Annotated in this window: 27 protein-coding genes and 1 pseudogene; 10 read left to right on the plus strand and 18 right to left on the minus strand. The window is 64.4% G+C overall.

Features of this window, described 5'->3' with window-relative positions; all coding sequences use genetic code 11:
• Nucleotides 1–22: 22 nt before the first annotated feature.
• Nucleotides 23–625, plus strand: a pseudogene (locus tag ACOEQ2_RS17435) (IS630 family transposase); the annotation flags it as partial.
• A 122-nt stretch (nucleotides 626–747) separates the two neighbouring features.
• Here ACOEQ2_RS17435 and ACOEQ2_RS17440 read toward each other — a convergent pair.
• The gene (locus ACOEQ2_RS17440) at nucleotides 748–1,170 is read right to left on the minus strand and encodes a hypothetical protein (RefSeq protein ID WP_419729206.1); all 423 of its coding nucleotides are present in this window, start codon (nucleotides 1,168–1,170) and stop codon (nucleotides 748–750) included.
• A gap of 42 nt (nucleotides 1,171–1,212) precedes the next feature.
• On the minus strand, nucleotides 1,213–1,773 hold the full coding sequence (locus tag ACOEQ2_RS17445; protein ID WP_419729207.1) for a hypothetical protein: 561 nt from the start codon (nucleotides 1,771–1,773) through the stop codon (nucleotides 1,213–1,215).
• Nucleotides 1,774–2,018: 245 nt separating this feature from the next.
• Between ACOEQ2_RS17445 and ACOEQ2_RS17450 the strand changes: the two genes are divergently transcribed.
• Nucleotides 2,019–2,174, plus strand: coding sequence for a transcriptional regulator (locus ACOEQ2_RS17450; RefSeq protein WP_419729208.1), 156 nt, complete (start codon nucleotides 2,019–2,021; stop codon nucleotides 2,172–2,174).
• A 17-nt stretch (nucleotides 2,175–2,191) separates the two neighbouring features.
• On the opposite strand, the gene ACOEQ2_RS17455 is transcribed toward ACOEQ2_RS17450, so the two are convergent.
• Nucleotides 2,192–2,536, minus strand: coding sequence for a hypothetical protein (locus ACOEQ2_RS17455; protein ID WP_419729209.1), 345 nt, complete (start codon nucleotides 2,534–2,536; stop codon nucleotides 2,192–2,194).
• Between the two features lie 207 nt (nucleotides 2,537–2,743).
• Complete coding sequence (locus ACOEQ2_RS17460; protein ID WP_419729210.1) at nucleotides 2,744–2,932, minus strand: hypothetical protein; 189 nt, start codon at nucleotides 2,930–2,932, stop codon at nucleotides 2,744–2,746.
• Between the two features lie 295 nt (nucleotides 2,933–3,227).
• On the opposite strand from ACOEQ2_RS17460, the gene ACOEQ2_RS17465 reads away from it, so the two are divergent.
• Nucleotides 3,228–3,905 (plus strand): hypothetical protein, encoded by a 678-nt coding sequence (locus ACOEQ2_RS17465; RefSeq protein WP_419729211.1) that lies wholly within the window; start codon nucleotides 3,228–3,230, stop codon nucleotides 3,903–3,905.
• A gap of 71 nt (nucleotides 3,906–3,976) precedes the next feature.
• On the opposite strand, the gene ACOEQ2_RS17470 is transcribed toward ACOEQ2_RS17465, so the two are convergent.
• The 8 genes from ACOEQ2_RS17470 to ACOEQ2_RS17505 all read right to left on the minus strand — a co-directional run bounded on the left by ACOEQ2_RS17470 (nucleotide 3,977) and on the right by ACOEQ2_RS17505 (nucleotide 11,402).
• Nucleotides 3,977–4,558 carry a hypothetical protein gene (locus tag ACOEQ2_RS17470; protein WP_419729212.1) on the minus strand — a complete coding sequence of 194 codons (582 nt, stop codon included), beginning with the start codon at nucleotides 4,556–4,558 and terminating at the stop codon, nucleotides 3,977–3,979.
• 222 nt (nucleotides 4,559–4,780) lie between these two features.
• The gene (locus ACOEQ2_RS17475; RefSeq protein ID WP_419729213.1) at nucleotides 4,781–5,107 is read right to left on the minus strand and encodes a hypothetical protein; all 327 of its coding nucleotides are present in this window, start codon (nucleotides 5,105–5,107) and stop codon (nucleotides 4,781–4,783) included.
• 165 nt (nucleotides 5,108–5,272) lie between these two features.
• Nucleotides 5,273–7,246 carry an AAA family ATPase gene (locus ACOEQ2_RS17480; RefSeq protein WP_419729214.1) on the minus strand — a complete coding sequence of 658 codons (1,974 nt, stop codon included), beginning with the start codon at nucleotides 7,244–7,246 and terminating at the stop codon, nucleotides 5,273–5,275.
• Nucleotides 7,243–7,629: a DNA-primase RepB domain-containing protein gene (locus ACOEQ2_RS17485; RefSeq protein ID WP_419729215.1), complete on the minus strand. Its 387-nt coding sequence runs from the start codon at nucleotides 7,627–7,629 to the stop codon at nucleotides 7,243–7,245. The genes ACOEQ2_RS17480 and ACOEQ2_RS17485 overlap by 4 nt, the downstream gene beginning before the upstream one ends.
• Before the next feature lie 292 nt (nucleotides 7,630–7,921).
• Entirely contained in the window at nucleotides 7,922–8,134 is a 213-nt protein-coding gene (locus ACOEQ2_RS17490; RefSeq protein ID WP_419729216.1) for a helix-turn-helix transcriptional regulator, read from the minus strand.
• A gap of 72 nt (nucleotides 8,135–8,206) precedes the next feature.
• Entirely contained in the window at nucleotides 8,207–8,728 is a 522-nt protein-coding gene (locus ACOEQ2_RS17495) for a hypothetical protein (RefSeq protein WP_419729217.1), read from the minus strand.
• Nucleotides 8,725–10,053 carry a tyrosine-type recombinase/integrase gene (locus ACOEQ2_RS17500; protein WP_419729218.1) on the minus strand — a complete coding sequence of 443 codons (1,329 nt, stop codon included), beginning with the start codon at nucleotides 10,051–10,053 and terminating at the stop codon, nucleotides 8,725–8,727. Before ACOEQ2_RS17500 ends, ACOEQ2_RS17495 begins: the two co-directional genes overlap by 4 nt.
• A 242-nt stretch (nucleotides 10,054–10,295) precedes the next feature.
• Nucleotides 10,296–11,402 (minus strand): AI-2E family transporter, encoded by a 1,107-nt coding sequence (locus ACOEQ2_RS17505; RefSeq protein WP_419729219.1) that lies wholly within the window; start codon nucleotides 11,400–11,402, stop codon nucleotides 10,296–10,298.
• 175 nt (nucleotides 11,403–11,577) lie between these two features.
• Between ACOEQ2_RS17505 and ACOEQ2_RS17510 the strand changes: the two genes are divergently transcribed.
• Together ACOEQ2_RS17510 and ACOEQ2_RS17515 are read left to right on the plus strand one after the other, a co-directional pair.
• Nucleotides 11,578–12,933 (plus strand): FAD-binding oxidoreductase, encoded by a 1,356-nt coding sequence (locus ACOEQ2_RS17510; protein WP_419729220.1) that lies wholly within the window; start codon nucleotides 11,578–11,580, stop codon nucleotides 12,931–12,933.
• A 321-nt stretch (nucleotides 12,934–13,254) separates the two neighbouring features.
• Entirely contained in the window at nucleotides 13,255–13,680 is a 426-nt protein-coding gene (locus tag ACOEQ2_RS17515) for a GNAT family N-acetyltransferase (protein WP_419729221.1), read from the plus strand.
• Between the two features lie 46 nt (nucleotides 13,681–13,726).
• Here ACOEQ2_RS17515 and ACOEQ2_RS17520 read toward each other — a convergent pair whose 3' ends face one another.
• Nucleotides 13,727–14,833: an acyltransferase family protein gene (locus ACOEQ2_RS17520; protein ID WP_419729222.1), complete on the minus strand. Its 1,107-nt coding sequence runs from the start codon at nucleotides 14,831–14,833 to the stop codon at nucleotides 13,727–13,729.
• 143 nt (nucleotides 14,834–14,976) lie between these two features.
• Between ACOEQ2_RS17520 and ACOEQ2_RS17525 the strand changes: the two genes are divergently transcribed.
• Nucleotides 14,977–17,331, plus strand: a complete 2,355-nt coding sequence (locus ACOEQ2_RS17525) for an AsmA family protein (RefSeq protein WP_419729223.1) — start codon at nucleotides 14,977–14,979, stop codon at nucleotides 17,329–17,331.
• On the opposite strand, the gene ACOEQ2_RS17530 is transcribed toward ACOEQ2_RS17525, so the two are convergent.
• Together ACOEQ2_RS17530 and ACOEQ2_RS17535 are read right to left on the minus strand one after the other, a co-directional pair.
• Nucleotides 17,321–19,456 carry a S9 family peptidase gene (locus ACOEQ2_RS17530; RefSeq protein ID WP_419729224.1) on the minus strand — a complete coding sequence of 712 codons (2,136 nt, stop codon included), beginning with the start codon at nucleotides 19,454–19,456 and terminating at the stop codon, nucleotides 17,321–17,323. The genes ACOEQ2_RS17525 and ACOEQ2_RS17530 overlap by 11 nt on opposite strands.
• Nucleotides 19,453–19,983: a DUF488 family protein gene (locus ACOEQ2_RS17535; protein WP_419729225.1), complete on the minus strand. Its 531-nt coding sequence runs from the start codon at nucleotides 19,981–19,983 to the stop codon at nucleotides 19,453–19,455. The genes ACOEQ2_RS17530 and ACOEQ2_RS17535 overlap by 4 nt, the downstream gene beginning before the upstream one ends.
• A gap of 130 nt (nucleotides 19,984–20,113) precedes the next feature.
• Here ACOEQ2_RS17535 and ACOEQ2_RS17540 point away from each other — a divergent pair, with 130 nt between their 5' ends.
• The 3 genes from ACOEQ2_RS17540 (at nucleotide 20,114) to ACOEQ2_RS17550 (ending at nucleotide 22,385) form a co-directional block, all read left to right on the plus strand.
• Nucleotides 20,114–20,257 (plus strand): hypothetical protein, encoded by a 144-nt coding sequence (locus ACOEQ2_RS17540; RefSeq protein ID WP_419729226.1) that lies wholly within the window; start codon nucleotides 20,114–20,116, stop codon nucleotides 20,255–20,257.
• A gap of 101 nt (nucleotides 20,258–20,358) precedes the next feature.
• The gene (locus ACOEQ2_RS17545; protein WP_419729227.1) at nucleotides 20,359–21,600 is read left to right on the plus strand and encodes an MFS transporter; all 1,242 of its coding nucleotides are present in this window, start codon (nucleotides 20,359–20,361) and stop codon (nucleotides 21,598–21,600) included.
• Between the two features lie 26 nt (nucleotides 21,601–21,626).
• On the plus strand, nucleotides 21,627–22,385 hold the full coding sequence (locus tag ACOEQ2_RS17550) for an SDR family oxidoreductase (protein ID WP_419729228.1): 759 nt from the start codon (nucleotides 21,627–21,629) through the stop codon (nucleotides 22,383–22,385).
• A 25-nt stretch (nucleotides 22,386–22,410) separates the two neighbouring features.
• Here the strand turns inward: ACOEQ2_RS17550 and ACOEQ2_RS17555 are convergent, their stop codons facing one another.
• Both ACOEQ2_RS17555 and ACOEQ2_RS17560 read right to left on the minus strand, forming a co-directional pair.
• The gene (locus ACOEQ2_RS17555; RefSeq protein ID WP_419729229.1) at nucleotides 22,411–23,349 is read right to left on the minus strand and encodes an acetamidase/formamidase family protein; all 939 of its coding nucleotides are present in this window, start codon (nucleotides 23,347–23,349) and stop codon (nucleotides 22,411–22,413) included.
• A gap of 4 nt (nucleotides 23,350–23,353) precedes the next feature.
• Entirely contained in the window at nucleotides 23,354–24,151 is a 798-nt protein-coding gene (locus ACOEQ2_RS17560; RefSeq protein WP_419729230.1) for a dienelactone hydrolase family protein, read from the minus strand.
• Between the two features lie 359 nt (nucleotides 24,152–24,510).
• On the opposite strand from ACOEQ2_RS17560, the gene ACOEQ2_RS17565 reads away from it, so the two are divergent.
• Entirely contained in the window at nucleotides 24,511–26,202 is a 1,692-nt protein-coding gene (locus ACOEQ2_RS17565) for a hypothetical protein (protein ID WP_419729231.1), read from the plus strand.
• Nucleotides 26,203–26,325: 123 nt separating this feature from the next.
• Here ACOEQ2_RS17565 and ACOEQ2_RS17570 read toward each other — a convergent pair whose 3' ends face one another.
• Complete coding sequence (locus ACOEQ2_RS17570) at nucleotides 26,326–26,820, minus strand: OB-fold nucleic acid binding domain-containing protein (RefSeq protein WP_419729232.1); 495 nt, start codon at nucleotides 26,818–26,820, stop codon at nucleotides 26,326–26,328.
• Between the last annotated feature and the right edge of the window lie 101 nt (nucleotides 26,821–26,921).

Genomic DNA, 26,921 nt, shown 5'->3' on the forward strand with positions numbered 1-26,921 from the left:
GAGTGGGGCGGGCCATCCCCTAAAAACAGCACACGCCAGCGAGCAGGAGCGGTCGGACGTAGCCGTCCGCAGGCAGGCTTGGTTCGACGCCCAGCCGGATCTCGACCCCGCCCGTCTGGTCTTCATCGATGAAATCGGTGCTTCCACCAAGATGGCGCGCCTGCGCGGACGCGCCCGGCGTGGTCACCGCTGCCGCGCGCCTGTCCCGCACGGGCACTGGAAAACCACCACCTTCACGGGCGCACTTCGGCTCTCCGGCATGACGGCACCGATGGTGCTTGACGGTCCGATGAATGCCGAGGCGTTCCAAGCCTATATCCAGCGGGTGCTCGTCGCGACGCTGCGCTCAGACGACATCGTCGTGATGGACAACTTGGCTGCCCATAAAAGTGTCGCCGTCCGCACCATGATCGAAGCTGCGGGCGCCACGCTGCGCTACCAGCCGCCCTACTCACAGGACTTCAACCCGATCGAGAACGCGTCCGCCAAGCTGAAGGCAGTGCTGCGCAAGGCAGCCGCTCGGACCATCGATGACCTCTGGAACGCCATTCGCGACGCGCTCCCAACCTTCAGCCAACGCGAGTGCGAAAACTACTTCACCGCTGTAGGATACGAGCCGGAATGATCAGACTCTGCTCTAGAACTCGTTAACCCGGCATACGCGTCCGCCTGCATGATGCCGCGTAGCAACGACGCAAGCCAGAACACGACTTAGTTTCAGCCGGCAGTGCACCGTCATGTCTGGACTTACGTTATCTCGAAAGAGGTTAAAGGTCGGTGCTTGGTATACTTTCCGTCCCGAGCGCCAAGCACTCGTTTTCGCGATCGCTTAGCCGCAGCAGGCCGGGTGTTCTTCGCGAGCGAAAGCTGACCGCGTTGCATCTCCACGATCGCTCGGTATCGAATCGTATGTTTGACCGCCTGAATTCTATCGGGGCTTGAACCACCTATCGTTCGGGTTGAGCGCATGGCTACCATAGAAGCCTGCACCATGTCAGAGGTCGGTTCGGCTGGCATGATCACCAAGCCAGCTTTATCGAGTGCTACTATCAGTCGCGCGGCGATTTGGCGCGCGACCGCTCTTTCCAATTCAAAAGTCTCGCCGACGATCGCGGTCACCAAGGCTCGGGCGGCACTTTCCATCGCAACGTACTTTACCAATCGCTTCATGTGGAAATCATCGAAAACATAGGACGTCTAGAAGAGTTAAGATCAAACGATCAGGTCGGCGTATTTTTGGAAACGTATCTGCAGATAGCGTAGGTATGCCTTCGCGTTGACGACGTTGTCTCTCTCGCCCGGCCGCGCATATCGCACTCCAATATCAATAAATATTTGGGATGGCCCATGAAATGCCGCTTTTAAGAACTTTCTCTGGAGGTCCCAGACTTCGTCTCGGAGGGCAAGGAAACGAGGCACTTGGTTGCGGACATCAGGGTGACCGATGAGCCTGGCTTGGCTAATAAGTGTGGCTACCGTTCCTGCGGAGCGAAGCTTTTGAGCGATGACTGGCGCTATGGCCTCGCGACGCGCTTCATCCGCACATTGGTCTTCATCCCAATTGTTCCTGGCGCTCTTTTGAGCGAAGCCAATTAAGAAGCGTTCCCGATAGCGTTCTCCGCTCACACGTGTCTGTAAGAGCGGTTTCTTCGACGTGATCTGTGTGTCGTGTTTTGCAGGCTGGGCCTGCTGCACAGGCCGGCCCGGCGCATACCGTCTGCTGACTACGGTCGTGTTGGCAAAAGTGATCGTGATCTTAACAATTTCCGCCATAGCCAATCCTGTCGCCGACATCCATAACTACCGCCACTATAGTGAGGGTACAGTTGCATCCTCCGTGGCCGTTCCTGGCTTCTATATCTGACTTTCGGATCTGCGCTAGGGGCTTCTATCTGGCCAACCGACCAATCCATGGGTCGGCTGCAACCATGCCTCGTTTACGACGCACCCCACGACAGTTACGACTTCAGGACCTTCTCAGGGAGGCCCGTACGCTCGCGGGGTTGAAGCAGGAAGATGTGGCGAAGCTGCTCGACCGGCCCCAATCTTTTGTCTCGAATTACGAGGCTGGCGAGCGTCGCCTGAGCTTGCTCGAGTTGATCGACATCTGCGAGGTGATCGCGATCGACCCACATCGGGTCCTCGACGAGCTATTGCAGGTGGCGCGGACATAGGTTTGTTCGGGCAGCACCTACTGCTGCAGCCGCGGAGCGCCGCCTGATGACGACGCCTGCCCCGGGATCATGATGACTACCTTTGGCCGCTCGGACGCTCTGGACGCGCCAGCTAGGTCGCTGCCAATGATCCACCCAATGAGCGCGCAGCTGGCGGCGAAGGCAACGGCGGCTGAACCGATGAGCACCCTATAAAGCCACTTGAACCGTTCCCAGTGCAGCCGGCGTTGCTTCCGGCGCTGATGGTCCCGTTCAGCCTCCTCCATCATCTCGATGGTTCGGAGCCGGGAGAGCCTCATCTGCTCGTTCATCCGAGCATCGAGGTCGGTGGAGACCTGTTTCACTCGCAGCAGCTCCTTCATCGCCTCGTTCCCAGCTTATCGATCAACCTTATCCAATGGCTACCGGCGATCTTCGGTCAGCCCGAGCCGCCACCATGCGGCTGGGCGCCGGCATTGCGGAGGACGGCGTAGAGGTGGGTTGGAGCGGTCGTCATGAGCTCCTTCATTCCGAACGGTATCTATGAAGAGCATGCTCTCGCTACCGGGGCCTGTGAGCTTGGTCGTGCGTCATTCTGAACGGGTTGACATGCTGGATTTGGTTCTGATGTCCTCACGGATGCCGGTCGCGGTGTCGTGAAGCCGGTCGATGCGGTCCATTACATCAACCCGGAATCTGTCTAGCCCTTTCTCCAGCCCGTTGAACCGCTGCTCCCACCGCTCCAGTGCTGCCAGGATCTGGCTCTGTTTGTCACTCATGTGTCGGCTCTATCCCGATCAGCTAATAAGTCCTCAGGCCGGTTCAGATCACACGCTGATTGGCACCCTGTCGCTAAAAAGCGCCTTGGCTGGCCGCATTCAGCAACACGTCGTCGAGTAGGTCCCCGCCTGCGTCGGGAGGCAGGAAGGCATACCAAAGGCCAATGCCCACAGCCATGAGGCACGGTGTTAGGATTACATTCCCAGTTCCTGTGCCAATCGTGCATGATGTGCACCGGTAGCCTCCGAGGACCCAATGGCACGCGCCTGCAAGATATGCTCGGACCCCGACAGCATGGCGATAGCCAAACAGATGGTCTCTGAAGGTCAGCCAGACCGAGTGATCGCTGAGGCCCTGGGCGGCATGAACCGCATGGCGGTCCAGCGGCACCGGGTCGGCCATATGACCGGCAAGGTCGGGGTGGTGGCGGCACAGCGCCAGGCTGCTAAGGGCCGCATGACTGCGCTGGGCACCGAGGCATCTATCCCGTTCGAGGTGGGACCGTACCTGTCTCGAGACGGCATCGCGGCGGACCTGGACGCTATCGAGCAACGGCTGGGCATCGCCGCCGTGTCGGCCGCGGTCGACGGCCGCAGCGCCGCCTTGGCACAGCTGTCTGCTCAGCAGATCCGGCTCATGGAGACGCGCGCGCGGTTGGGGGAGGTTGGCGGCTACGGCCGCGACCGCGCGGGTGGGGCAGGCGGGAATGTGCCGTTCACCTTCACGATCGTCTTCGCGGACCACGAGGGGAACGAGAAGATCATCAGCGCCGGCTCGCCCACGATGATACGGGATCGCGACGGGCGCGAGTACGTCGAGCGGATCACTCAGATCGTCGAGACGACGGCGACCAGCGGCCTTCGTGCCCAGAACCGGCCACCGCAGACTGACATGGACGTCCTGCGCTCTGGCGGGCCTGCAAAGGCCTTCGAGAACTGCACCTGGCCAAGCATGAGCCGTCTGGAGCCGTAGAGCGCGACAGGCCGGAATGAATGGAAGTTCGCCTTCGCGAGCATTGCGGCCTGCAGCAGTCATTTCCACCGTCAGACCCCGGCCGGCCGCCACTTGGGGTCGAAAGTGATGTCCCTGTCCCACGAGCCCCTGGCCCACACGTCCAGCATCGTTTGCACGTCATCCGTTCCAAGCCCAGCGTCCACTTCAGCCTGTAGGGCAAGCTGAAGCACCCTTTCCGCGCTGTCGCGCCCGAACCAGTCTCGTGCCGCCGAAAGGACCTCCAGCGGCTGTCGAAGCGACGGATATCGGCGCTGATCGTGCACCGTCATCTCAGCGGCGAAGGCGCGCTCCTCCGCCGCTGTCGCCGGCGTCGTGGAGGCGCCCCGAACCCAGTCGTGATGCGACCGTGACAGGCTCGGGTCCTCAGGCACAACTTGGGCCTTGTTCAGCAGCGATATCACCTGCGCCACCCCTGCCGGCAGCAACCAACGATCGAGGCGACGACCGCATGTGGCGGCATCTTCGCCCGTCACCCGCCTTAGCCGGCACCCGGCGTCGATCAGGAGTGCCAGAGCCAGTCCGAAAGCTGCTGGCAGTGTGCCTCGTTGTATCGTGGCGACAGTCTCGGCGGGCTGCTCAGCGCGCCACTCTGCGAAGTAGCTCTTGTTCATCGCTACAACCGCAGCAGCTACGTCAAACGCTTCATCGACAGGGAGACTAACCAGAATCGGCGGTAGCACTGTGACGTCGAATACGTGGAGCAGATGGAGGCGCGGTAGCAGGACACGTTCATCCGCGTCGGACAACCTGATCCAATGGTAGCCGAGTCTGTTATGCACAGGCAGCAGGATCTCTTCGGGAAAGGTCTTCCACTGGCTGCGCTTGAACCTGGATTAACTATAGCGGTCCGAGTTCATGCTGCGTTTGATCATTGTGTCGCCGTAGTCGTGGAGCAATTCAGCGGTGCGCCATTCTGTGATCGCGCCTGAGGGTGACAGAACCAGGGTCGCCGCTGTCCTGGCGTGGGGGATCAAACGGGCGATCAGCGACCATAGCTCATCCCTGGCGGGAAACACGATGATGACCCCGAGGCCTAACGGGTGCTCGTCGTCACCAGGGATAAGACGCCCGAAGGCTTCGTTGGGCAGCGGCGCCCATTCGCCGCGCCGTTCGGAATCTTTGATCAAGTCTTGATACTGGAAGAGCTCTTCGTCAGTCATCTGAACATCCTCAGCGTTGATTTTGATTGGTATCCGCAGCCTCGCACGCCCCCCACACCCCTAAGGAAGAGCCTGCGAGGCTGAAGCACTCGCAACGCCCTCCTTCTTTCTTCAAACCTCTCAAACGCATCGCGAGGCTCGTGCGAGGCGTGCGAGGCTGCTCGCTCATGATTGCGGCCGAACTGGCAGCGGCACGGCAGGAGAAGCCGGCGCGGCAGAAGGGGCGGCCGGGGCGACCTGAGCAGTTACGGGTAGAACGGTCCGCGTCGGAACCGGTAGCGCCACCGAAACCGGGGTTGGCGCAACCGCCGGGGCAGCCTGGGTAGGTGCGGGCGGAACAGCCGGCGCTGGCACCGTGAGCCAGGTAGCAAGGTTCCAGTGGGCGATCAGGCCGTCGCGGGTTTCGTGCCCGTTCGGGCTGCCGTTGGCTTTGAACTTCGGCACCAAGACTTTACTCGTGGTAACGCAACAAATCCGGTCCATGAGGTCGGAAAGGACTTGGCGAGCTGCAGCCTTTGCGTGAACGTTGAGCAAGCCCGGGTCAGCCAGACTCAGCGCGTTGGCAATGTGAAGCACCGCGCTGCGGTCACCGGTCGCAGTCTTACTAAGGGCAACGTTGACACCGCCCATCATGGTGCCGGCGTCGATTGCGCGCAGTGCGACGTTGAGCCTCGAATCCGGGATGACGCCTGCGGCGGCCTGAGGCTGGATCAGGGGTTTGATCGCGCGGATGGAGACGTCGGTTCCGTCACGTATCCGAACCCACTCGCTGACCACCTCGAAAAACATCGGGTCGGGCGGTGCAGCGTCGTTGAGCTTGACAGGGTCAAGGCGCCGGATCGCGCCTACATTTAAACCCAAGAGTGCAAAAAGTCCTGCTTCCGAGGCAGGTAGCGCCGTGAGGGTCCAGACGATCCTGGACGAGTTGGTGATGGCGCCGCCACCACGCACGGCCGTAGCTTGACCGCGCTGCGCCGCGATGCCCTCGTTATTCATTTTCGGCGTGTGGTGAAGCAGAATTGCAGAGCAACCGCTCACTTCAAGGATTCCTGCCAAGCGTCGCATAAGAACAGTGGCAGCAGAGTTGTCGTTCTCATTAGGCAACCAGAAGATGGCAGCTAACGTGTCGAGCACCACGAGGCTCTTTCCCGCAAGCGCGACCTTAAGGTTAGCACATCCGGTATCGTCTACCTCCGGGCATAGGGTTTCCCCGCGGGCACCTGGAGCGCCGATGCGGAAGCTGGACTGGCGTGCATCATGTACCCAAAGGTTTATCTGTACAGTATTGATCTGCGCCGGTGAAAGCTTTTGTGCCTGGCAGGATGCGGCAACTCCCAGATTTATGCGGTTGATATTTTCCTCCGCCGACACAATGGCCACCTGATGCGGTTGCCCGTCCGCACGCGGCGCGATCTTAAGGCCACACCAGTCTGGTAGTTGGGCCGCGACAGAGACTAAGAGGTCAATTGCCACCGTGGTCTTCGCGCTCCCCCCTAGGCCAGAAACTACCGAAATGTCCCCGCGAACTGCAAGACCAGATACCAACCAGGGTATTGCGGTTAGGTTCGCCGCCTGCACGTTGACGCCCTGGAAGAATGGACTGTTGACCAAGAGGTTCGGCGGCTGGAAAGAGGACGCTGACGCTGACGCCGCTGTCCTCCCGTCCCAGCCCTCTTCCAAGGCGGCCTGTAGGAACGCATGCGGACCGATTGTGGGCGCATCCGGATGACGCTGCTGTTGAGCGACAGCAGCCGTTAGCACCTGCTCTGCCGCCTGGAAATAGGCGCCGGATGCTTTCGCCGGATCTGCGGTCTGCAGGTTAATCTTTCGAAACAGGATTAGTAGCTCACCTAAGAAATGAGGGCTGAGTTTGATCATTGATGCGAATGGGAAGGCTACGCTGTCGCGCCATGAGGAATAGGGCCGCACCCGCCTCAAGAAGCGCGCAGCAGCCCTGACTTCCTCCATATTGACCAGCCCGCACTTGCTGGCCGCGTTCATGTCGGTGCGCATATGCTGGAAGATCGACGATCGATGGCCAGGCAGGACCGTGCTGATCCGCGGTCCCGAGATGGTTACACCGCTGGCCGCAGGAAGGTAGGCGGCCGCCATCGCCTGATAGGTTGGAGAGACTGTCATGGGTACACCACGCGGACCAGGAACGGCACTGCCTTGCGATGGAGGAAGCCAGGGAGCCGCATGACGCGAGGGAGGTCGCAGATCGATGGGTCGGTCCCGAGTGCCGCAGCAATAGCCTGCTGCATAGGTTTGAAATCTTCCAGCAGACAGTCGGTCGTCAGCCAGTAATAGTGCCGCTTGCCGGGGCTGGCCTCGATGACTAGATCCGGGGGCGGGCCGCGACGTGCAATTTCAGCCTCCACTGCCTCACGCCGCTCGGGGTTATCGTTGTCAGCCACAAAGGCCCGTACTTGATCGACGTTGTTGGCGATCCGAGGCAATTCTGGCAGGACCCGGTTCACCGACGCGAAAATACCACATCCGCGATCGTTCTCTGCGACCATCCAAAGCCAGAGGTCGTCAAGAAGCCCGTGCCTTGTCCTTGCGAGTCGCGGCCGCTTTCGGGCGCCATCGTCAAAGACCTGGACGCAAAGTCGCGGCCCGAAGGCGTCAATCCAGGGTTGGAAGCCATCGCGGGACGGACGCGGTTGGTTTCCTTCCACGGTGGCACTTGCTATGACATTGCTTGGGGAATTAACGACGGTAGTGAATCCTGGCATGCCGGCATCTTTCCTGCTGGCGATCTCACCTGATGGACCACGAGACTGCTGGGATGGCCTTGTCGCTGTGGACTGATCAGCCTGTCTGAACAGTCCGCGCAGCCGCCCAGGTCCGCACGTCACCAAGGCGGTAGCCGATGCGATGCGGCGAGAGCTGGATGAATGGCGGCCCCAGCCGCTTGGCGCGCCACTTCGCCAGCGTAACTCGGTGCGGGAAGCCGAGCTTCTGAAGCTCGCCGGGAGTAAAGATCTTATCGTCACTATGGGTGGTGAGGTCGTGGCTCATCATGGTGTCACTCCACCGAGGGGCGACATCAGGCATAGCGGCAGATAGCGGAGCGATGTGGATGGTTTAAATAGACTAGGAGCCGATTTTCCGTTCCGGCATGGTGCCGGCCATGTCAGCAAGTTGCCGCGCAAGATCGGACACCCGGGCTGGCGAGAGGTTCATCTTGATTGCAGCGCTCTGCACGAGTTTCCCATTGACGCCGGTCCCAACGCGCCTATCAGTTCCACCAAGCCTCCCCGGTGGCACGATGCCAAGCACCCAGGGGCCTTGTTCGACAAAATTGAGTATTGTCAGGAGTTTCCTGTAGTCAGGGGGCCGACCTCGTCGCGGTGCAGACGGCAGCCTAGCCGATGCCTCGGCTGCTTCAATGATGAAACGCAGTGCACCTGCGACGGGGTCACTACTAGACCTTGTCAACGGTAGGCCTGGAGCAGGTGGAACATATACGGCAAGCCCCTTGGCTATTGCATGCCCGGCCGACTCTCGAGCATTTTTGGCGGTCTCATTGGCGGCCATCTGGTCCATCTGAATCTTTTGATGGCGTTCGGCTGCAAGTTTTGTTGGCTTCCGGAACTTCCGGTTCTCCGCCGTCATTCGGCAGGCCCTCCTACGTCGTGGGCGCCGCCGGCGGGAACGACCAAAGCACCTATGTGAGCAGCCCAGACTTTCATCGCGTCACGCACCTGGCTCGTGTAGCGCGAGCGGTTATATGTCCCTGCGACACCGGCCCTTGACACGCCCGAGTGGTGATTGACGGCAGCCTCAATCACGTGCGGCTCGATGCCGAGGTTGTTCAGGCTTGTGACGAAGGTACGGCGCAGATCATGCAGCACCCATCCCGGCACCGGCTCCGGCTTCTCTTTCGTGCCCCTCGCTCGCGCCAGCCTGCCATCGAGGCGCTCCTTGCTCCGGCTCCAGGCGCCGAAGCTGTCCTCGCCATAATTCGCTTGTCGACCCGGTTTCGTCGCCTCGGTGTCCCGAAGCTTGTGGGTTCCGCCTTTACCGCCGCCAAAAACGAGATCGCGCACATGGTCAGCACCTATTTTTCGCCTCACCGGCAACAGGGCGACCGCAGCCGGAACAAGCGGAACCTCATGTTCCAGGCCGTTCTTCGTCCGGCTCGCCGGCAGGACCCACAAGGCAGATCCGTCAGGTGCCGGTGTAAGCTCCGACCAACGCATGCCGGCAACCTCCTCACGGCGCTGGCCGGTGAGAAGTAACAATCGGACGATCAACCCGTATGCGCCGCCTCCAGCTTGGCCATATACGAGTTGAAGCTCCTTCTCGGTGAGGACCCGAGCGCGCGACACCTCCCTCGCTGGCTTGAAAGTGTCGGTGACAGGGCTTGGCGTCGTCAACCGCTGCGACCGCAAGCCCCAGGACCACATGGCCCGCAGCGTTGCCCGGAGACGGTTCGCAGCTACCGGCCCGTTGTTCGTCGCCACCTGTTCGAGCACTGCCACCACATCCCTGACAGTGATGGTCGTGGCTTTACGGAGACGCAGCTTCTTCATTGGCTCGTAGAAGTCGCCGAGGTGGCGAGACACCTCGATGTAGCTTCGAGGCCGAAGCGTTTGGCGCTGGTGGGCGAGGTAGGCGGCAACGAGTTCCTCAACGGTCAACAGCCCACGGACTTTGCCAGCCACTGCCGCAGGATCTTGCCCCTTCGTCACATCAGCTTGCAGATCCTTCGCCTGAGCCCGCGCTTTCGCGAGCGACAAGGTCTCCGGGGCGTCCAGGGTATGTTTGCGGGTCAGTCCGTCGCGGTTCCGATATTGGACGAACCAACGGCGCTCTCCAGAGCTCCGGCAGCGGAGGCCAAACCCCGGCATGTCGTCAGCCCAGTAGATCGTCTCGGTCGCACCGGGCGCGCATGCCAACCCCTTAACGATTGAAGGCGTCAGAGCAATGCTGGGCATGGGCACCTCGGGGTAGCAGCTGGGGGAGCAGCACAGTCCGGGCTAGCAGCTAATGCTCACCACTTGAGGCTATCAGCCGCTACCTCGGGGCTGAGGGTGTAGGCTGAAAAGCCAGTGAATGAAAGGAAGAACGCTAGCCACTGCTATCTGTCGCTATCGTCTGTCGGAGGTGACGTCCCAGTCTGGGGGACTGGGGGTCGTGGGTTCGAATCCCGCCTGCCCGACCAAAACACCCCGCAAGATCACGGAACCTGCGGCTCCTCGTGCGGGTCGGTCCATTCCCGCCAGAGCAGGATCAGGGCGGCCATGATTGCCGGGCCGAGGAACAGGCCCAGCAGGCCCCAGGCCTCGACGCCACCGAGAATGCCCAGCAGCACCCACAGGAACGGCAGCTTGGTCGCGCCGCCGATCAGCACCGGGCGGATGAAGTGGTCGGAGCCGAACACCACGATCAGCCCGAACACGAACAGGATGATCCCGGCAACCGCCGTGCCCTGCGCCACCACCAGCAATGACGCCAGCCCGATCGCGATCACCGCACAGAACGGCACCATCGCGGCCAGGGCGGTGACCACGCCGAACAGCGTCGGATGCGGCGCGCCGGCGACCGCGTAGGCGATCCCGAGCACCACGCCCTCGCCCAAGCCCACCAGCACCAGCCCGTCCACCGTGCCGTGCACCGAGGCGATCATCTGGCGGCCGATGCGCTCGCCGCGGGTGCCGAATGCGCGGCGGCTGGCGGTCAGCATCTGCTCGGTGACGGCAGCGCCGTCGCGGAACAGGAAGAACAGCGTGATGATGCTGAACGCGAACAGCGTGCTGCGGTGGGCGACCTGGCTGCCGAGCTGGCGGGTCATGCGCAGGTTGCCGCCGGTGCGGATGTTGGCGAACAGGTCGGTGGCATCGCCCGGGGTGGCCAGATGCTGCTGCCACCACGCGCTGGCGGCAGCACTGCCGACGGGAAGCCCGTGCACCCAGTCCGGGACCGGGACGCCGGTATGGCGGGCATGCTCCATCCAGACCAGTACGCCCTGGGCCTCGCGCGCCGCCTCGAAGGCGATCAGCGACAACGGGATCAGGAACACCAGCGCGATCATCAGGGTGAACAGCAGCGGCAACAGCAGGTTGTGCCGACCGGGAGGCCAGCGCTTCTTCGCCCGCTGGAACAACGGCCAGGTCGCGATGGCAAAGATCACCGCCCAGACCAGGGCGGGCAGGAAGTCGCGCAGGGTGTAGATCCCGAGCAGCACCAGGAACCCGCCGAGCAGCCCGCGGGCAATCTGCTGCGACCGGGTCTGCCGCACCTGCCGGCAGTCGTTCGGATCAACTTGGGCAGCGGCCTCGGGCATCGAACGATCTCTCCTGGCAACGATCCGCGGCTCGGATGTCATTGCGTCACCCGCCATATACCGGTGGGCGATTTGCGCATGAGCCGGATGCCACGGCAAATCCACCTTCGGAACCCTTCCGGCGCATGGCACGGCGGTTGCAGACCGCCGCCGCAGATCAGGCGCGGGACCATGCATGACCGACCCAGACGCTCTCGCCGCCTTCACGAGTGCGCTGGGCGATATCCCGGTGCTGCGCGATCCGGCGCTGGTGCAGCAGCGCAGCCGTGACTGCTTCTGGTACAGCCCGGTGCTGAAGCGCCAGCTCAACGACAGGGTGGCCGACCTGGTGGTGTGCCCGCGCAACCGCGACGAGGTCGAGCGGGTGCTGGCGGCGGCAGTGCGGTTCAGTGTCAGCGTGACGCCGCGCGGTGGCGGCACCGGCACCTGCGGCCAGTCGGTGCCGCTGGCCGGCGGCGTGGTGCTCGACCTCACCCGGCTCGACCGGATCGTCTGGGTGCGGGACGGGATGATGCGGGTGGAGGCGGGGGCCAGGCTGGTCGAGCTGGAACGGGTCCTGCGCGAGCGCGGCTGGGAGCTGCGGCTGTTCCCGTCGGCGAAGCGGAACGCCACGATCGGCGGCTTCGTGGCAGGCGATGCGGTCGGCGTGGGTTCGGTGAATTGGGGTGCGCTCGATGATCCCGGCAACGTTCTGGCAGTGCAGATCGTCACGGCCGAGGCGACGCCGCGCGTGCTGGAGCTGCGCGGCAGTGCCACCGGGCTGGTCAGCGGGGCCTGGGGCACCACCGGCGTGATCACCGAGCTGGAACTGCCGCTGGCGCCGGCGATGCCCTGGCGGGATGTGGTGGCGGGCTTCCCGGGGTTCATGCAGGCGGCCCGATTCTGTCTGGATCTGGCCAGCAATCCGGCGATCGATCGCAAGCTGGTCAGTGCGGTCGAGGCGGCGATCGCGCAGTCCTTCAGGGGGGTGCGCGAGCTGCTGTCGGCGGGTGAGTGCCTGGCGCTGCTGATGGTGGCGCCGTCCGGCATGACGGCACTGCGCGAGCTGGTGGCGGCGCATGGCGGGCGGATCGTGCTCGATGCGGACACGCTCGTCGCCGAGACCCATGCTGGCGGGGTGCCGCTGTATGAGCTCGCCTGGCACCACACCACCCTGCAGATGCTGAAGCGGGACCCGGCAGTGACCTACCTGCGGAGCCGGTTTCCGGTGGCGGACTCTCTCGCGACAGTCGAGCGGATCCGCGCGCTGTTCGGCGACGAGGTGCCGATGCATCTGGAGTTCGTCACGATGGGGGGTGCGCCGGCCTGCGTCGGGCTGCAGATCGTGCGGTTCAGCACCGAGGAGCGGCTGGCGGAGATCATCCGCATCCACGAGCAGAACGGCGTCGCGATGAGCACCCCGCATGCCTGCGGCTTCAGGGGCGGCGACCGGGTCGGCTTCAGGCAGCAGGTCGATCCGCTGCGCCTGCTGAACCCCGGCAAGATGATCGATGAGGTCGCAGCGGTCGCGGTGAGCGTAGCGGCGGACTGATCGGCCGGGGCGGGTGATCCCCGGTTGTGGACGCGATCGACCGCAGGGTTCTCCGTCGGCTGCAAGCAGAAAACCAGCCCGCGAAGGCCGCGGTCGGACCGGCCGCCCTGGGCCGTGGGCCTGCACCCTAGACGATGCGCCCCGGGTCCGCGCCGGGTGTCGCTGCCCTGCCTCGGCGCCGGCGTCGTGGGCCTGGCCCCGTTGCTCGCGTGCCCGGGCAGAGCGAGGTTGCAGCAGCCTCGGCGATCCAGGGTTCTCGATCATCGTGAGCCGCGGGCGGTGGCGTCGCGGTGCGATGGAAAGCGGCTTATCGTCACGGTCATGACGATCGAACAAGGCATCCGCTACGCCCGGGAACCCTTCCTGGATACCGCCGAGTTCAAGCGGGTGCTGATCGAGTCCGGGCTTGGTGCGACGCGGCCGGTGGATGACGACGAGCGGCTGGGCGCCATGCTCGCGGGCTCCAACCTGGTGCTGACCGCGCGGGCCGATCGGCCGGATCGTCGGCTGCTGGGACTGGCGCGGTGCGTCACCGACTTTGCCTGGTGCTGCTATCTTGCCGAGCTGGCGGTTTCGACGTCCGCACAGAGCCTCGGAATCGGGCTGGGCCTGCTCGAGGAGGCGAGGCGACAGATCGGTCCGGGTGTCAGCCTGATCCTCGCCTCCGTGCCGGAAGCCGTCGGCTTCTACGAGCGCGCGGGCATGGCCAGGGTGCCCGATGCGTTCTGGTTCCGCCGGCAGCATTGATCCGGATGCCCGGCGGAGCGGCGGCTTCGGCGGTTGCGACGCGTGATCAGGCTGCAGCGAATGCACCGCGGAAGCGTCGGTTCAAGGGCTCGGAATAATATCGCCCGACGACCGTGGCGAGGCCGATCGAGAGCAGCAGGTATGCGACCAGGAGAAGAACCCGAATGTCGCCTTGCGTGTCATCCGGCGGCCAGATCGTCCGCAGCGAACCCAGGATGACCAGGTGGAACAGATACAGCTCATAACTGAGTCGGCCGCAGAACCTCAGCAGGGACGGCCGCGTGCGTCGCGAGGAAACGACTCCTCCCAGCAGGATCAGCAGGATTGCGGTTCCCAGCGCCATCAGGGTCACGCCGTAGATGGCGGTCGTTTGGATCGACCAGGACAGGTAGAACCACGCCATCGCACCGGCGACCAGGATCTGCAGCATCGTGCGCGTCCGTGCGGGGAGGCGGACATGCCTGCCGAGGACCGCGGCACAGCAGCCGAATGCGATGCCGTCGAAGCAGGACAGGTACGAATTCAGCTCGGTGTATTCCGTGGCCTGGTGGGTGGCGCGCCAGATCGGGCCGATGACGATGACGACGCTCCAGGCGAGGAGCAGCAGGCGGTCCCGTCGCAGCAGTAGGCAGAGGATCGGGAACGACAGGTAGAACACCTCCTCGACGGACAAGGACCACTGCACGCAGAGAACGTAGTTCAGCCATCCCGAATGGCTCATCAGGACATTCATCCAGAAGGTCAGCGACGCGAGATCGACCACCCATAGCGGCACCGGGCCGCCGAATTCGGGCTGGTTCTGGAATATCGTGATCCTCGACGTGGCCAGGATATTGACGATCACGAGCAACAGCAGGATGCACGGCATGATCCGTGCAGCCCGGAAACGGTAGAAGGTGGACGCTCCGATACTTGCGAGCTGTCCCCAGCGTCGTTCGGCGTTCGAGGTGATCAGGAACCCGGATACGACGAAGAAGATCGTCACCGCGTAATTGCCGTTCCTGACGATCGCGTGGACGGTGTTCCAACCGAGCACGCGAGAGAGGGCCGTATCCTGCAGGCGATAGGCGATGTTGAAATGGTGTAGCAGCACCAGGACGATCGAAATGCCGCGCAGCAGGTCGATCGCAGGATTTCGCAAGCCGACGCTCATGGGCGCTCCGCAACCGGGTCACCGGATGCTACCGGCATCCGGGTCCGGCTGGCGATGATGGGGTGACATCGGCCGGCCGATCGTGTTGAAGCTGGCCATCGGCGCATCGGGCGCCGCGTCATGATGCGTGGTGCCGGCCGACGATGACACGGACCCGCTTCTGGTGGCGTCTCGGGCTGCTGCTGGCGGCGCTGATCGTGCTGCTGCCGCTCGGTGCCGCCGGCATCGCCGCGGCCGCTTTCGATGCCGATGCGCTGAAGGCCAGGCTGGCCGCGGTGGTGCAGGCGCAGACCGGGCGGGTGCTGAGCCTGAACGGGCCGTTGCGGATCGCCTGGTCGCTGCGGCCGACGCTCGAGGTCAACGACGTGAAGCTCGCCAACCTGCCGGGTGGGTCGCGTCCGGACATGGCGCGGGCGGAGCGGATCCGGGCGCAGATCTCGCTGCCGGCGCTGCTATGGCATCGCATCGAGATCGTCAGGCTGACGCTGGTCGGCCCCAACATCCTGTTCGAGCAGGTCGGCGGGCAGCCGAACTGGGTGTTCCGGACGGCCGGTGCCGCGGCGCCGGGCACGCCGACCGGCCAGCAGTCGGCGGCCCCGGCCGCGTCGCCGATGACCCTGCAGTTCCGCGACGTGGCGGTGCGGAACGGCATGGTGACGTTCCGTTTCCCGGCCCGTACCAAGGTGGTCGGTATCCGCGCGCTGGCCTTCCGGCACACCGTCGATGGCGGCCCGCTGACGCTGTCCACGGTGCTGGTCTATTCGGACAACCAGCCGTTCGCGCTGAAGGTTGCGGCCTCGCCGACCGGCGGCATCCGCGACCCGTGGCGGACGCGCCTGGATTTCGCGGCCTTCGATGCCACCGCGACCGCCCACGGCACGATGGATGTCGCCGGCGATTACGATCTCGACGCCACGGCCGACCTGCCGGCGCTGGAGAAGCTGAACGCGCTGCTGCCGCAGATGCAGCTGCCGCCGTTGCACGCGATGACCGTGACGACGCATATCCGCAACGGCCCCGAGCGTGGCGACCTGCCGGTGATCGGCCGCAGCGTGCTGCATGTGGGCAGCGCCGACCTGCAGGCGCTGCTGCCCGGGCTGCTGCTGGGCGCGCTCGACGCGTCGTTGCCGGCGGAGAACGGGCTGGCCAGGCTTGTGGTCCGGGGACGCCTGTCGGGCACGGGGTTCGCGCTGGGCGGCACGGTCGGGGTTCCGGCGCATCCGGACGGCAGGGTGGGCGTGCCGCTCGATCTCACGGCGACGTTGCCGGGCGCCGGAACCCGCAGCATCCGCCTCAAGGGGCGGCTGGCGCTCGACGCGCTGCAGTTCGCCGGGCTGCAGGGTGACGTGTCGCTCCGCCTGCCGGACCTGAAGGGCCTGCCGGGGGGAGCCGCACTGGCGATGCTGCCGCCGCTGACCGACGTGGCCCTCGATGGCCGGCTGGTGGTGCCGGCCGGGCTCGACCAGGTCGGACTGCGCGCGGCCACGCTGCAGGCGCGCCAGGCCGATCTCGCCGGCAGCGTCACGATGCGGCTCGGCGCGGCCGCCGGGGTTGCGGCCGTGCTGCAGGGCGCCCGGCTCGATCTCGACGCGCTGCTGCCGGCCGCCGGCCCGGATGCCGCCGGGACCCCGTCGACCGCGATCAAGGGGCCGGTCATCCCCGATACGACGCTGCCCTGGACGCGGCTGCGCGGGCCCTCGATCGACCTGCAGCTTGGCCTCGATACGGTGACCTGGCAGCGGATGCCGTGGCGCAATGCAGGACTGGCGCTGCATCTGCAGGACGGCCGCCTGCGGATCGAACGGCTGCACGCGATGCTGCCCGATGGCGCGATCGACGGCACGCTGGCGGTGGACGCCGCAAAGGCCGTGATGCCGGTCAGCCTGTCGCTGCACGCGGAGGCGGTCCCGCTGGCGTTGCTGGCGCGGCCGGCGGACCTGCCCGGTGCGGTCGAGGGCGAGGTCCGGATCGGCGTCGATCTGCACGCCGCCGGAGACTCGGCGCATGCGCTTGCGGCCTCGCTGGGCGGCTCGCTGGCGGTGACCATGCTCGGCGGCCGGATCAGCAACGCCGCGCTGCAGCAGGTCGCGTCCGCGTCGCTCCAGGCGCTCGGGATCAAGGTGCCGGCCGGCGGCGACACGGCGATCCGCTGTTTCGGCCTGGTCGGCACGTTCGACCGGGGCATCGGCCGCTTCGACACGATCGCCGTCGACACCACGTACCTGAAGCTCATCGGCGACGGTCAGGTCGATCTCGGCGCGGAGACCATCGACCTCAAGCTGCATCCGCTGGCGCGGTTGGCCGGGTCGTCGGTGGCGGTTCCGGTGGTCGTCACCGGGCCGTTCCGCGACATCAAGGGACGCCTGGACGCGTCCGGCCTCGACAAGGTCGGGTTGCTGGTCGATGCGCTGTTCGGCGGCGATCACCCCAGGACGTGCAGCGACGCCGGGCTGCTGCCGTCCGCGGGTCAGCCGGCACCGGCCGGGGTCAGGCGGTGACGGCGGCCGGTCGTGCGCGTTGCCAGGCCCAGATCGCGAACGCCTGCACCAGGGCGGCTTCCTTCAGGCTGTCGAACCGGCCGGAGGCGCCACCATGGCCGGCTTCCATGTTGATCCGGCACAGCACCGGGTTGGCCGACGTGCTGACATCGCGCAGCCGGGCCGCCCATTTCGCCGGTTCCCAGTAGGTCACGCGCGGGTCGGACAGGCCGCCCATCGCCAGGATTGTCGGATAAGCGGCGGCGCGGAGGTTGTCGTACGGCGAGTAGCCGGCGATCAGGTCGTAGGCGTCGGGATCGGTGATCGGATTGCCCCATTCCGGCCATTCCGGCGGGGTCAGCGGCAGGCTGGTGTCGGACATGGTGTTCAGCATGTCGACGAACGGCACCTGGGCGATGATGCCGGCGAACAGCTCCGGCGCCAGGTTGGCCACCGCACCCATCAGCAGCCCTCCGGCCGAGGCACCGTGCGCCACGATGCCGCCGGCCGAGCCGTGGCCGGTGGCGATCAGCGCGCGTGCGCAGGCGACAAAATCGGTGAAGCTGTTCGGCTTGGCGCGGCCGCGTCCGTCGAGGAACCAGCCGCGGCCTTTTTCCGAGCCGCCACGAACATGTGCGACCGCATGGATCCAGCCGCGATCGACCAGGCTCAGGGTGCGCGTCGAGAAGCTGGCTTCGATGGCATGGCCGTACGAGCCGTAGCCGTACAGCAGCAGCGGCGCGGTGCCGTCGGTGGGGGTATCCGTGCGCATCAGCACGGTGATCGGGACCTGCGCGCCATCGGGGGTGGTGGCCTGCAGGCGGCGGGTGACATACGCGCCGCTGTCATGTCCCGACGGGATCTCCTGCACCTTGCGCAGCGTACGGGCGCCGGTCGTCATGTCGTAGTCGTACCAGTGCCGCGGCGTGGTCGGCGACTGGTAGCCGTAGCGCAGCGTGGTGGTGTCGAACTCGTACGAGCCGTCCAGCGAGAGCAGGTAGGCCTCCTCCTCGACGGCAATTTCCGCGGCATGCGCGCGGATGTCCGGAGCGTCGGCGTCGGCGATCGGCACCATCAGGATGCGGTTATTGACGTCGCGGCGCTCGATCCAGGCCAGGTGCCCGGCGAACGCCGTCACGCCGATGATGAAGTGGCCCGGACGGTGCGGCACCCAGGGACGCCAGGCGCTGCGGTCCGGGTCGGACACCGGCGTCTGCATCAGCGTGAAGTCGATCGCGTCGCCGGTGTTGGTGTGCACGATGAAACGGTCGTGCGCGCCGCCCGGCCAGTGGATCAGGCTGTAGCGCTCGCCCTTCACCCGCGGCGCGGCGATGCGTGGTGCGGCAGTCGGATCGGTGGCCGGGATCAGCAGGGTCTCGCTGGTTTCCTGGTCGCCGCAGGTGATCATGATCCAGGCGCGCGACGCGCTCACCTCGACGCCGATGAAGAAGCCCGGGTCGGTTTCCTGGTACACCAGCACGTCTTCGCCACCGCGGGCAGGGCGGCGATAGATCCGCGTCGGGCGGCCATGCTCGTCGCGCCAGGTCCAGAAGATCCAGGCGCTATCGGGAGAGAATGCGAAATCACCGGTGGAGCTCTCGACCGGACCGGGCAGCGTTTCGCCGGTGTCGAGGTCGCGCACCTGGATGCGGTACACTTCCGATCCCTGCGCATCCTCGGCGTAGGCATACAAACGGTGATCGGGCGAATGCTGCGCGCTCGCCACCACGTAATAATCGTGACCGAGCGAGAGCGCCTGCACGTCCAGCAGCACCTGCTCGCCGGCCGAGGATCCGCGCGGCCGTCTCGCATGCACCGGATGCTGCGCGCCCGGCTCGTAGCGGGCGTAGTATTCCCAGGCTCCGTCCGGCACCGGCAGGGACATCTCGTCCTGCTTCATCCGGCCCTTCATCTCGGCAAGGATTTCCGCCTGCAGCGACGTCGTGGGCTCGAGCAGCGCATTCGCGTAGGCGTTCTCGGCGCGCAGATGCTCGGCGATATCGGCACGCAGCGCCGCCGGGTCACGCAGCACGGCTTGCCAGTTCTCGTCCTTCATCCACGCGTACGGGTCCACCCGGACACGCCCCAGCTGCTCGATGCGATGCGGCTCCTGGCGGGCGGTCGGCGGCGACGGCACTTCGGTCATGCGGGTCTCTTTCTCGGGGTCGCGCGGGGTCGTCTGGCTGCGGGCTCGGGGATGTCGATGGCGCAGACCAGGTGCTGGATCCGCTGCCCGCTCTCGCCGGCGATCATCCCGGCCACCAGGGTGCGATGGCAATGGCTGTGGTCGCGCTCGAAGCACAGCAGGCACGCACGACGCTCGATGGCCAGCGCGTGCGCCTCCTGCAGCGCCGCCTGTGAGCGGTCACCCTGCATGTGCGCCTCGAAGATCCGCTGCATGGTGCCGACATCGCCGCGCCGGACCGCCTCGCGGCCTTCCTTGGGGGTGCCGAGTGGCTGCAGATGCACGTACTCGATGCCGGCCTCGGCGAGACCCGCGGCCAGGATGCGCTTGGAGAAGCCAGCCCGCCTGGAAGCGGCGATGGCCCGCACGTCGATCAGCAGCCGGGTGCCGGCCTGGCTCAGGGCGTCGCGCACCTGGTCGAAGCGGGCGCTCTCGTAGCCGATCGTCAACAGCGGTGGGGGGCCGTCATCGGCGGGACTATTGCTCACCGGCGGAGGCTAGCAGGGTTCCGGCGCCACACCGAGAACCGCTCGTGAATCCGGCAGCAGTTCCGCACTGTGCATGGCCGATGGTGGCTGATAACGTTCCGTCCGAAGATCAGCCACGGAGTGTCCCAGAGTGCGTCTCTTATCAGTTATTGCCGGTGTCGTGTGCCTGCTGGCGACGGCAACCCTGGCCCAGGCCGAACCCTATCACCACCACCACTATGTGCGGCATCACCACCACTACATCCCGCATCACGACGACGTGCCGCGCCACTGATCGGCCGACCTGCCGGGGGGATAAGCGACCTGGTGCCGCGGTAGGCTGATCCGCGGCACCACCCCTTGTCCGGCCCTGGTGCGCAGTGCCATTGCAAAGGCATGCAGCACCCGGCCAGCCGCCAGCCTCTGGCCAGACCCGCGAGTCCCGAGCGGATTGCCCGTGGCAGCCCGGATTATCGCCGGTTCCGCATCGCGCTGTTCCTCGCCGGCTTCTCCACATTCTCCCTGCTGTATTGCGTGCAGCCGCTGCTGACGGTGTTCCGCGACGATTTCCGCACGAGCCCCGCCGGCGCATCGTTGGCACTCTCGCTCAGCACCGGCTGCCTCGCCGCGTCGATCCTGTGCACCACGCCGCTGGCCGCCTGGGCCGGGCGCCGGCGGGTGATGGGCGCCTCGATGGTGCTGGCGGCCTTGTGCAACATCGCCGTCGCCTTCGCCCCCGGCTGGAGCACCCTGTTGCTGCTGCGGGCGATCGAGGGCGTGCTGCTCGGCGGCGTCCCGGCGGTGGCGATGGCCCACCTGGCCGAGGAGATCGACCCCGCCGACCTCGGAGCCGCGATGGGGCTGTATGTCGGCGGCACGGCGTTCGGCGGCATGGCCGGGCGGGTCGGCACCGCGTTCGTGTCAGACCATGCCGGGTGGCGCGCCGGGATGCTGGCGGCGGGGGTGTCGTGCCTGCTGGCGGCCCTGCTGTTCCTGTGGCTGTTGCCCACCGCACGTGCGATGCCTGCCCGGACGGAGGCGGCCACCAGCCGGGCGGTGCAGCGGCATCTCCGCGCCTGGTGGCTGCATCTGCGCGACCCGGGCATGGGCGGGCTGTTCCTCACCGGCTTCCTGGCGATGAGCACCTTCGTCACGGTGTACAACTATCTCGGCTTCCGGCTGCTGCGGCCGCCCTTCTCGCTCAGCCAGGGCGGGTCCGGTGCAGTGTTCATGGTGTACCTGTTCGGCATCGTCGCCTCGCCGCTGGCCGGGCGCGTGTCCGCCCGCTTCGGTCGCGCGCCGGTGCTGATCGCGGGCCAGCTGATCGGATTGGCCGGGCTCGCGCTCACGCTGGACGCGTGGCTGCCGTCGGTGTTGTGCGGCCTGGCCCTGATCACGGTCGGCTTCTTCGTCAGCCACGCGATCGCCAGCGCCTGGGTCGGCCACCGTGCGACCATCGACAAGGGCCACGCGGCGTCGCTCTATCTGCTCGCCTATTATCTCGGCTCCAGCATCATGGGCTCGGTGGGCGGCTGGTTCTGGAGCGCTGCTGGCTGGCCTGGGGTGGCCGGATTCGCAGCGGTGCTGCTTGCGGCGGGGCTGGCGACGGCGCTGCTGCTCGGGCGCCGCAGGGTTTGACGGAACAACGATCAAGGAGACCGATCATGGCGCAACAGGATGGCAAGGTTGCCTGGGTGACGGGAGCCGGGAGCGGCATCGGCGAGGCGGCGGCGCGGGCGCTGGCGGCGTCCGGCGTGACGGTGGTGCTGAGCGGGCGGCGTCCCGAGGCGCTGCAGCTCGTGGCGGATGCGATCGCAGCTGCGGGCGGAATTGCGCACGTGCAGGTGGCCGACGTCACCGACAGCGACGCGGTGCAGCGGGTGGCCGCCTGGACCCGCGACACGCTCGGCCGCATCGACATCCTGGTGAACAATGCCGGCTCGAACATCCAGGCGCGGTCGTTCGCGGCGCTGACGCCGGCGGGTGTCGACCAGGTGATCGGCGCCAACCTGTCGGCCGCGTTCTATTGCGTGACGGCGGTGTTGCCGATCATGCGCGCGCAGGGCGACGGCGTGCTGATCCACACCGGCAGCTGGGCCGGGCGGCATCCGTCACCGGTGTCGGGTGCGGCGTATTCGGCGGCCAAGCAGGGCATGATGGTGATGAGCCAGCTGCTGAACGAGGAGGAGTGCGTCAACGGGATCCGATCCTGCGTGATCTGCCCTGCCGAAACCGCGACGCCGATCCTGGACAAGCGGCCGGTGAAGGTGTCGGACGAGAGCCGCGCGCGCATGCTGCAGCCGGACGATCTCGGCGACCTGATCCGCTACGTGGCGTTGCTGCCGGCGCATGTGTGCATGAACGAGGTGGTGATCTCGCCGACCTGGAACCGGATGTTCCGGGCTGTGCTCGACAGGGAATAAGCCGGGGCGGCGGCGCGGTCCGGCTCTAGAACAGCAGGCCGCGCTTCAGCATTCCGTGGATGCCCTTCTCGCCGTTGACCGTCTGGGTCACCCGGAAATCCACTGCCAGCGAGCAGAACTGGTACGCCTGTTCGCGCGACAGCTCCGACCGGCTGCAGATGAACCCGATCATTTCCCGCAACGCCATGCGCATCGCGGTGTCGAGATCCTCGTGCAGTCCCATGCTGATGAAATGCGTGGGCGTCTCGGCGCGCGGAAACCGCAACGCCGCGTTCTTGTGCAGCACGAAGGTGAAGGTGCCGGCGAGATCGATCTCGAGCGCGTTGATGCACACCTCGCCGTCGCCCTGCACGCCGTGGCCGTCGCCGCAGGAGAACAATGCGCCCGTCGCCCAGACCGGCAGGAACAGCGTGCTGCCGGCGACGAGCTCCTTGTTGTCGAGATTGCCGCCGTGCTGGCGCGGCTGCACGGTGCTGATCGCGCCGAACGTGGGCGGCGGCGCCACGCCCATGACGCCGAAGAACGGTGCCAGCTGGAGTTCCGGCCCGTATGGCAGCCGGGCCGTGCCGCGTGCGCGATCGACCGGGATGTGGGTCAGGAAGGGACGGTCGAACTCGCGGGGCAGGGTGCCGGCGAGCGGGCGGAAGCCGCAATAGCCCCAATCCTGGGTGATCTCGACGGCCTCGATGCGCACCTCCAGCATGTCGCCCGGCTCGGCGCCGGCGATCGCCACCGGGCCGGTGATGATGTGGCCCGGAGCGCGCTCGAGTTCGGCGTGGATCTGCAGCAGACGCGGGTCGGGGGTGAACGGGGAGCCCTCCGGCGGCATCACCGCGGGCACGCCGGACACCGTGGCGATGGTCACGCTGTCGCCCGGCTGCACCATCAGCACCGGGGCGAAGGCGGCATCGAACAGGCCCCAGCGGCAGGTGGCGGGCGAGGGGTCGAGCCGGTGCAGCGTCATGCGGTCACACTCCGTGCTGGTGCAGCCAGGCGAGGGCGCGGTTCCAGCCAGCCTCTGCGTCGGCACGGTGATAGCTCGGGCGGTAGTCGGCGTGGAAGCCGTGCGGCGCGTCCGGATAGACGACGATCTCGACCTCCCGGCCGGCTGCCCGGGCGCGGGCTTGTGCCGCGTGCACGTCGGCGATCGCGATGCTGGAATCTTGGCCGCCATAGAGACCGAGCAGCGGGCATTTCAGGCTGGCTGCGAGCTCGAGCGGGCTGTGCGGCTGAATGGGTGTGTCGGTGGTGTTGACCGGGCCGTAGAAGGCGATTGCGGCTTTCAGGTTCGGGTTGTGCTCGGCGTAGAGCCAGCTGTCGCGGCCGCCGCGGCAGAAGCCGAGGCAGGCGAGGCGGGACGGGTCGCCGTGTTGGCCGTGTGCCCAGGCGGCGGTGGCGTCGAGGTCGGAGAGGAGTGTCGCGTCCGGCGCCTTGGAGATGACGTCGCGCACGATCTGCTGCGGGTCGGTCATGGTCGAGAGGTCGGCGATGCGGGCGTAGAGTTCGGGTGCGACGGCGAGGTAGCCCTGATGGGCGAGGCGGCGGCAGACATCCTTGATGTATTCATGGACGCCGAAGATCTCCTCGATCACCAGCACGATCGGGAACGGACCGTTGCCTTGCGGCCGGGCGGCATATCCCGGCAGCGCGCCGTCGGCGACGGGGATACGCACTTCCTCGGCGACCAGGCCGGTGCTGTCGGTATGGATCGGCGTCGCGTCCGCATACGCGATCGCGGGGGTGAAGCCGACGATCAGGCTACTCATGACGAAGCTGCGGCGGTTCAGGACCGGCTGAAAATGGTCTATCAAATGCGATTTCCTGAGGTTAGAGATTTTATGATGCCGTGCTTAGTTGAGAGCAGCTGTCATAGTTGTTTTATGTAAGTTGATGAAACTTATCATGGCAACCAAGAGACGTCCCGCCCAAAGTGAGATCTGGAACAAGCAGGCATCCTAAGCTATGACGTAGATTTAGAGAATATCGACCTTGGCACTGGATCTGGCAACTGAAAGTAGGTGGAAGACTTCTAGCTTCGAAAGAATGACCGATCTTTAATAATACACAGACGCTATAAACTAAAGATTGAAATATGATATAAACTCTCCAGCAAGAAGGCGGATACATGTCAAGTTCTCGGGCTTTGAAAGAAATTGACCGTTTTCTTTCGGAGGACCAGCCAGAAGTCATAAGCATCACTGGACGATGGGGTGTCGGAAAGACGACAGCCTGGAAGAGTGAGATTGATCGGCGCTGCAAAGGCGACCTGTGCAGTCGTCAAATGTATGCTTACGTCTCGGCGTTTGGTATACGAAGCTTGGATAACCTTAAATCCTTGATCTTTCAGTCCACAGTTTCTTTGAAGGGTAACTCACTTACGCCCACGTGGGATGCGCTATCCGATAGTTTATCAGACGAGGCGAGCAGAAAGGCGCTGTTAGTCAAGGCGTCAAGGCGTTTCGCCCGCCCGGCTAAAACAATCATCGCCGGGTTACCTGTAGTCGGAAAGCTTTCTGATCTGATCGATTTCAGCAGCTCGTATTTGATATCAAACCAGATCGTCTGCATCGATGACATCGAGCGCGCCGGGAACGGCCTGGAGATCCAAGAAATCCTCGGCTTTGCTTCTTTTCTAAAGGAACAAAAGAATTGTAAAGTTGTTCTTCTTCTCAATGACGAGGGGTTGGGTGATTCAAAGCTTATATATCGTAAATATCTAGAGAAGGTGATGGACCATTCCATTCGTTTTGAGCCTACTCCTCAAGAAGCAGTTGACCTCGCACTCGGCGATGAGCCGCTTGATCAAGCGCTTGCAGAGCGTACTATCATGCTTGGCGTCACTAATATCCGGGTAATCAAACGGATTAGGCGCTTTATGGTTTATCTTGAAAAAACGTTACAGGGACTCCACCCTGATGTAATGAAAACCATGATAGCTTCCGTTGCGCTACTTGGTTGGACTGTGTTCGAGCCTGATTTGGCCCCAAAATTGGACGGCTTGAGGGGCTATCGAAAGACTGCTTCACGTTCATTCGAGGAAAAGTCCGCAACAGAAATAGTAAAACTAGATCCCATTTTAAGCGCTTATGGTTTTGTTAGTTTCGACGACTTTGATAGGGCCATTCTGTTGGGTTTAGAAGCAGGATGGTTTGATGAGAGAGATATTTTAGCCCAAGCGCTTATAATTGATAAGCGGTCTAGAGTGTATGGGCTCCAAGAAGCTATGCAAGCCCCGTGGAGACTTATCTACAATAATTTTGATGATAATGTCGAAGCCATAGTCCGGGTACTTTGTAGCCCTGGTCCTGAATTGCTTGAGCATATGAGTCCAGCAGAGATCACAGAGCGTATTGATTTGCTGAATAAATTGAGTTACGGGGCAGAGTCCGATGCGTTGCTAAAGGATTACTTAGAAAGTATAGAGGCGAAGCCGAGAAAATATTATGAGGAGCGGTCTTCAACGGACGAAACCGTGCACAAGTCTATAAGAGATACTATTCAAAAAAATCTAGACAAACTTCCGTTGACAGAAAACCCTAAAGAGGTTTTACTAGGGATTACTAACGGGTGGTCGCAGGAGGCTATCAAATTTCTATCCACAGTTAGTGTGCAGGATCTTGTTGAAATGCTGCAAAGGTCAGCAGGAGGCGAGCTAAGCATGATAGTTAGTAATGCCGTAAGGCTTGATCAAAGCAAGTATATCGATCCTAATTGCGGTATTGTGGCTACAAACATGCGGCTGGCTTTAAAGGAGTTGGCGAAGAGTAGCGGTCTTAATGCTGTGCGGGTTCGACGGCTCTTGGGGTATGAACCTTAGCTCTCTTGTCAGTTCGAAGATCTCGCGGCTCGCTAAAAATGAGATTAGCTATATTGCAGTTCGGGTGTTCAGAGTGCACGGAAACCGGAATATCAAATAGCTTGGTGAGCCTGACGCTTTCACCTACCTAAAATCCCGTGTCGGCACCCTGATCGGCGCCGACCCATGGTCCCGGTCGCGGCGTCCATCGCGGAAGGCGCGGCTGTGTTCCAGGTCGCGGAGCGGCGGGGTCAGGTTCTCCAGGCGGTCGGCGACCAGATGCACGACCTCGCCCGCGCGCTGCACGCGGCCGTGGCAGGCGACCATGCCGGCGGACAGGATCAGGCTGCGCTGGCGCTCGAACAGCGACGGCCAGATCACCAGGTTGCCGATGCCGGCCTCGTCCTCAATCGTCATGAACATCACGCCCTTGGCCGAGCCGGGCTTCTGGCGCACCAGCACGATGCCGGCCACGCCCAGCCGCCGTCCGTCGCGCGCCGTCGCCAGCACGCCGCACGGCACCAGGCCGCGCGTCTGCAGGGCAGGGCGCAGCAGCGAGAGCGGGTAGCGCTTCAGGCTGAGGCCGGTCATACGGTAATCGGCCACCACCTCGCCGCCATCGCCGAGCGGGGCCAGCACGGTCGCGGGCTCCCGGTCGGGCGCGTCAGGCCGAGCTCACGCGCCGGGCGCAACAGCGCGTCGGTGTGGTTGGTCCCGTCCAGGGAGGGGGTGTTGGTGGC

This window comes from Lichenicola sp., from assembly GCF_965198575.1.
Lineage (GTDB): Bacteria > Pseudomonadota > Alphaproteobacteria > Acetobacterales > Acetobacteraceae > Lichenicola.

Excerpts from the sequence above, each read along its gene's own strand:
- ACOEQ2_RS17440 (WP_419729206.1), bottom strand. The coding sequence starts at position 1,170 with ATGAAGCGATTGGTAAAGTACGTTGCGATGGAAAGTGCCGCCCGAGCC.
- ACOEQ2_RS17445 (WP_419729207.1), bottom strand. The coding sequence starts at position 1,773 with ATGGCGGAAATTGTTAAGATCACGATCACTTTTGCCAACACGACCGTA.
- ACOEQ2_RS17455 (WP_419729209.1), bottom strand. The coding sequence starts at position 2,536 with ATGAAGGAGCTGCTGCGAGTGAAACAGGTCTCCACCGACCTCGATGCT.
- ACOEQ2_RS17460 (WP_419729210.1), bottom strand. The coding sequence starts at position 2,932 with ATGAGTGACAAACAGAGCCAGATCCTGGCAGCACTGGAGCGGTGGGAG.
- ACOEQ2_RS17465 (WP_419729211.1), top strand. The coding sequence starts at position 3,228 with ATGGCGATAGCCAAACAGATGGTCTCTGAAGGTCAGCCAGACCGAGTG.
- ACOEQ2_RS17470 (WP_419729212.1), bottom strand. The coding sequence starts at position 4,558 with ATGAACAAGAGCTACTTCGCAGAGTGGCGCGCTGAGCAGCCCGCCGAG.
- ACOEQ2_RS17475 (WP_419729213.1), bottom strand. The coding sequence starts at position 5,107 with ATGACTGACGAAGAGCTCTTCCAGTATCAAGACTTGATCAAAGATTCC.
- ACOEQ2_RS17480 (WP_419729214.1), bottom strand. The coding sequence starts at position 7,246 with ATGACAGTCTCTCCAACCTATCAGGCGATGGCGGCCGCCTACCTTCCT.
- ACOEQ2_RS17485 (WP_419729215.1), bottom strand. The coding sequence starts at position 7,629 with ATGGTCGCAGAGAACGATCGCGGATGTGGTATTTTCGCGTCGGTGAAC.
- ACOEQ2_RS17490 (WP_419729216.1), bottom strand. The coding sequence starts at position 8,134 with ATGATGAGCCACGACCTCACCACCCATAGTGACGATAAGATCTTTACT.
- ACOEQ2_RS17495 (WP_419729217.1), bottom strand. The coding sequence starts at position 8,728 with ATGACGGCGGAGAACCGGAAGTTCCGGAAGCCAACAAAACTTGCAGCC.
- ACOEQ2_RS17500 (WP_419729218.1), bottom strand. The coding sequence starts at position 10,053 with ATGCCCAGCATTGCTCTGACGCCTTCAATCGTTAAGGGGTTGGCATGC.
- ACOEQ2_RS17505 (WP_419729219.1), bottom strand. The coding sequence starts at position 11,402 with ATGCCCGAGGCCGCTGCCCAAGTTGATCCGAACGACTGCCGGCAGGTG.
- ACOEQ2_RS17510 (WP_419729220.1), top strand. The coding sequence starts at position 11,578 with ATGACCGACCCAGACGCTCTCGCCGCCTTCACGAGTGCGCTGGGCGAT.
- ACOEQ2_RS17515 (WP_419729221.1), top strand. The coding sequence starts at position 13,255 with ATGACGATCGAACAAGGCATCCGCTACGCCCGGGAACCCTTCCTGGAT.
- ACOEQ2_RS17520 (WP_419729222.1), bottom strand. The coding sequence starts at position 14,833 with ATGAGCGTCGGCTTGCGAAATCCTGCGATCGACCTGCTGCGCGGCATT.
- ACOEQ2_RS17525 (WP_419729223.1), top strand. The coding sequence starts at position 14,977 with ATGACACGGACCCGCTTCTGGTGGCGTCTCGGGCTGCTGCTGGCGGCG.
- ACOEQ2_RS17530 (WP_419729224.1), bottom strand. The coding sequence starts at position 19,456 with ATGACCGAAGTGCCGTCGCCGCCGACCGCCCGCCAGGAGCCGCATCGC.
- ACOEQ2_RS17545 (WP_419729227.1), top strand. The coding sequence starts at position 20,359 with ATGCAGCACCCGGCCAGCCGCCAGCCTCTGGCCAGACCCGCGAGTCCC.
- ACOEQ2_RS17550 (WP_419729228.1), top strand. The coding sequence starts at position 21,627 with ATGGCGCAACAGGATGGCAAGGTTGCCTGGGTGACGGGAGCCGGGAGC.
- ACOEQ2_RS17555 (WP_419729229.1), bottom strand. The coding sequence starts at position 23,349 with ATGACGCTGCACCGGCTCGACCCCTCGCCCGCCACCTGCCGCTGGGGC.
- ACOEQ2_RS17560 (WP_419729230.1), bottom strand. The coding sequence starts at position 24,151 with ATGAGTAGCCTGATCGTCGGCTTCACCCCCGCGATCGCGTATGCGGAC.
- ACOEQ2_RS17565 (WP_419729231.1), top strand. The coding sequence starts at position 24,511 with ATGTCAAGTTCTCGGGCTTTGAAAGAAATTGACCGTTTTCTTTCGGAG.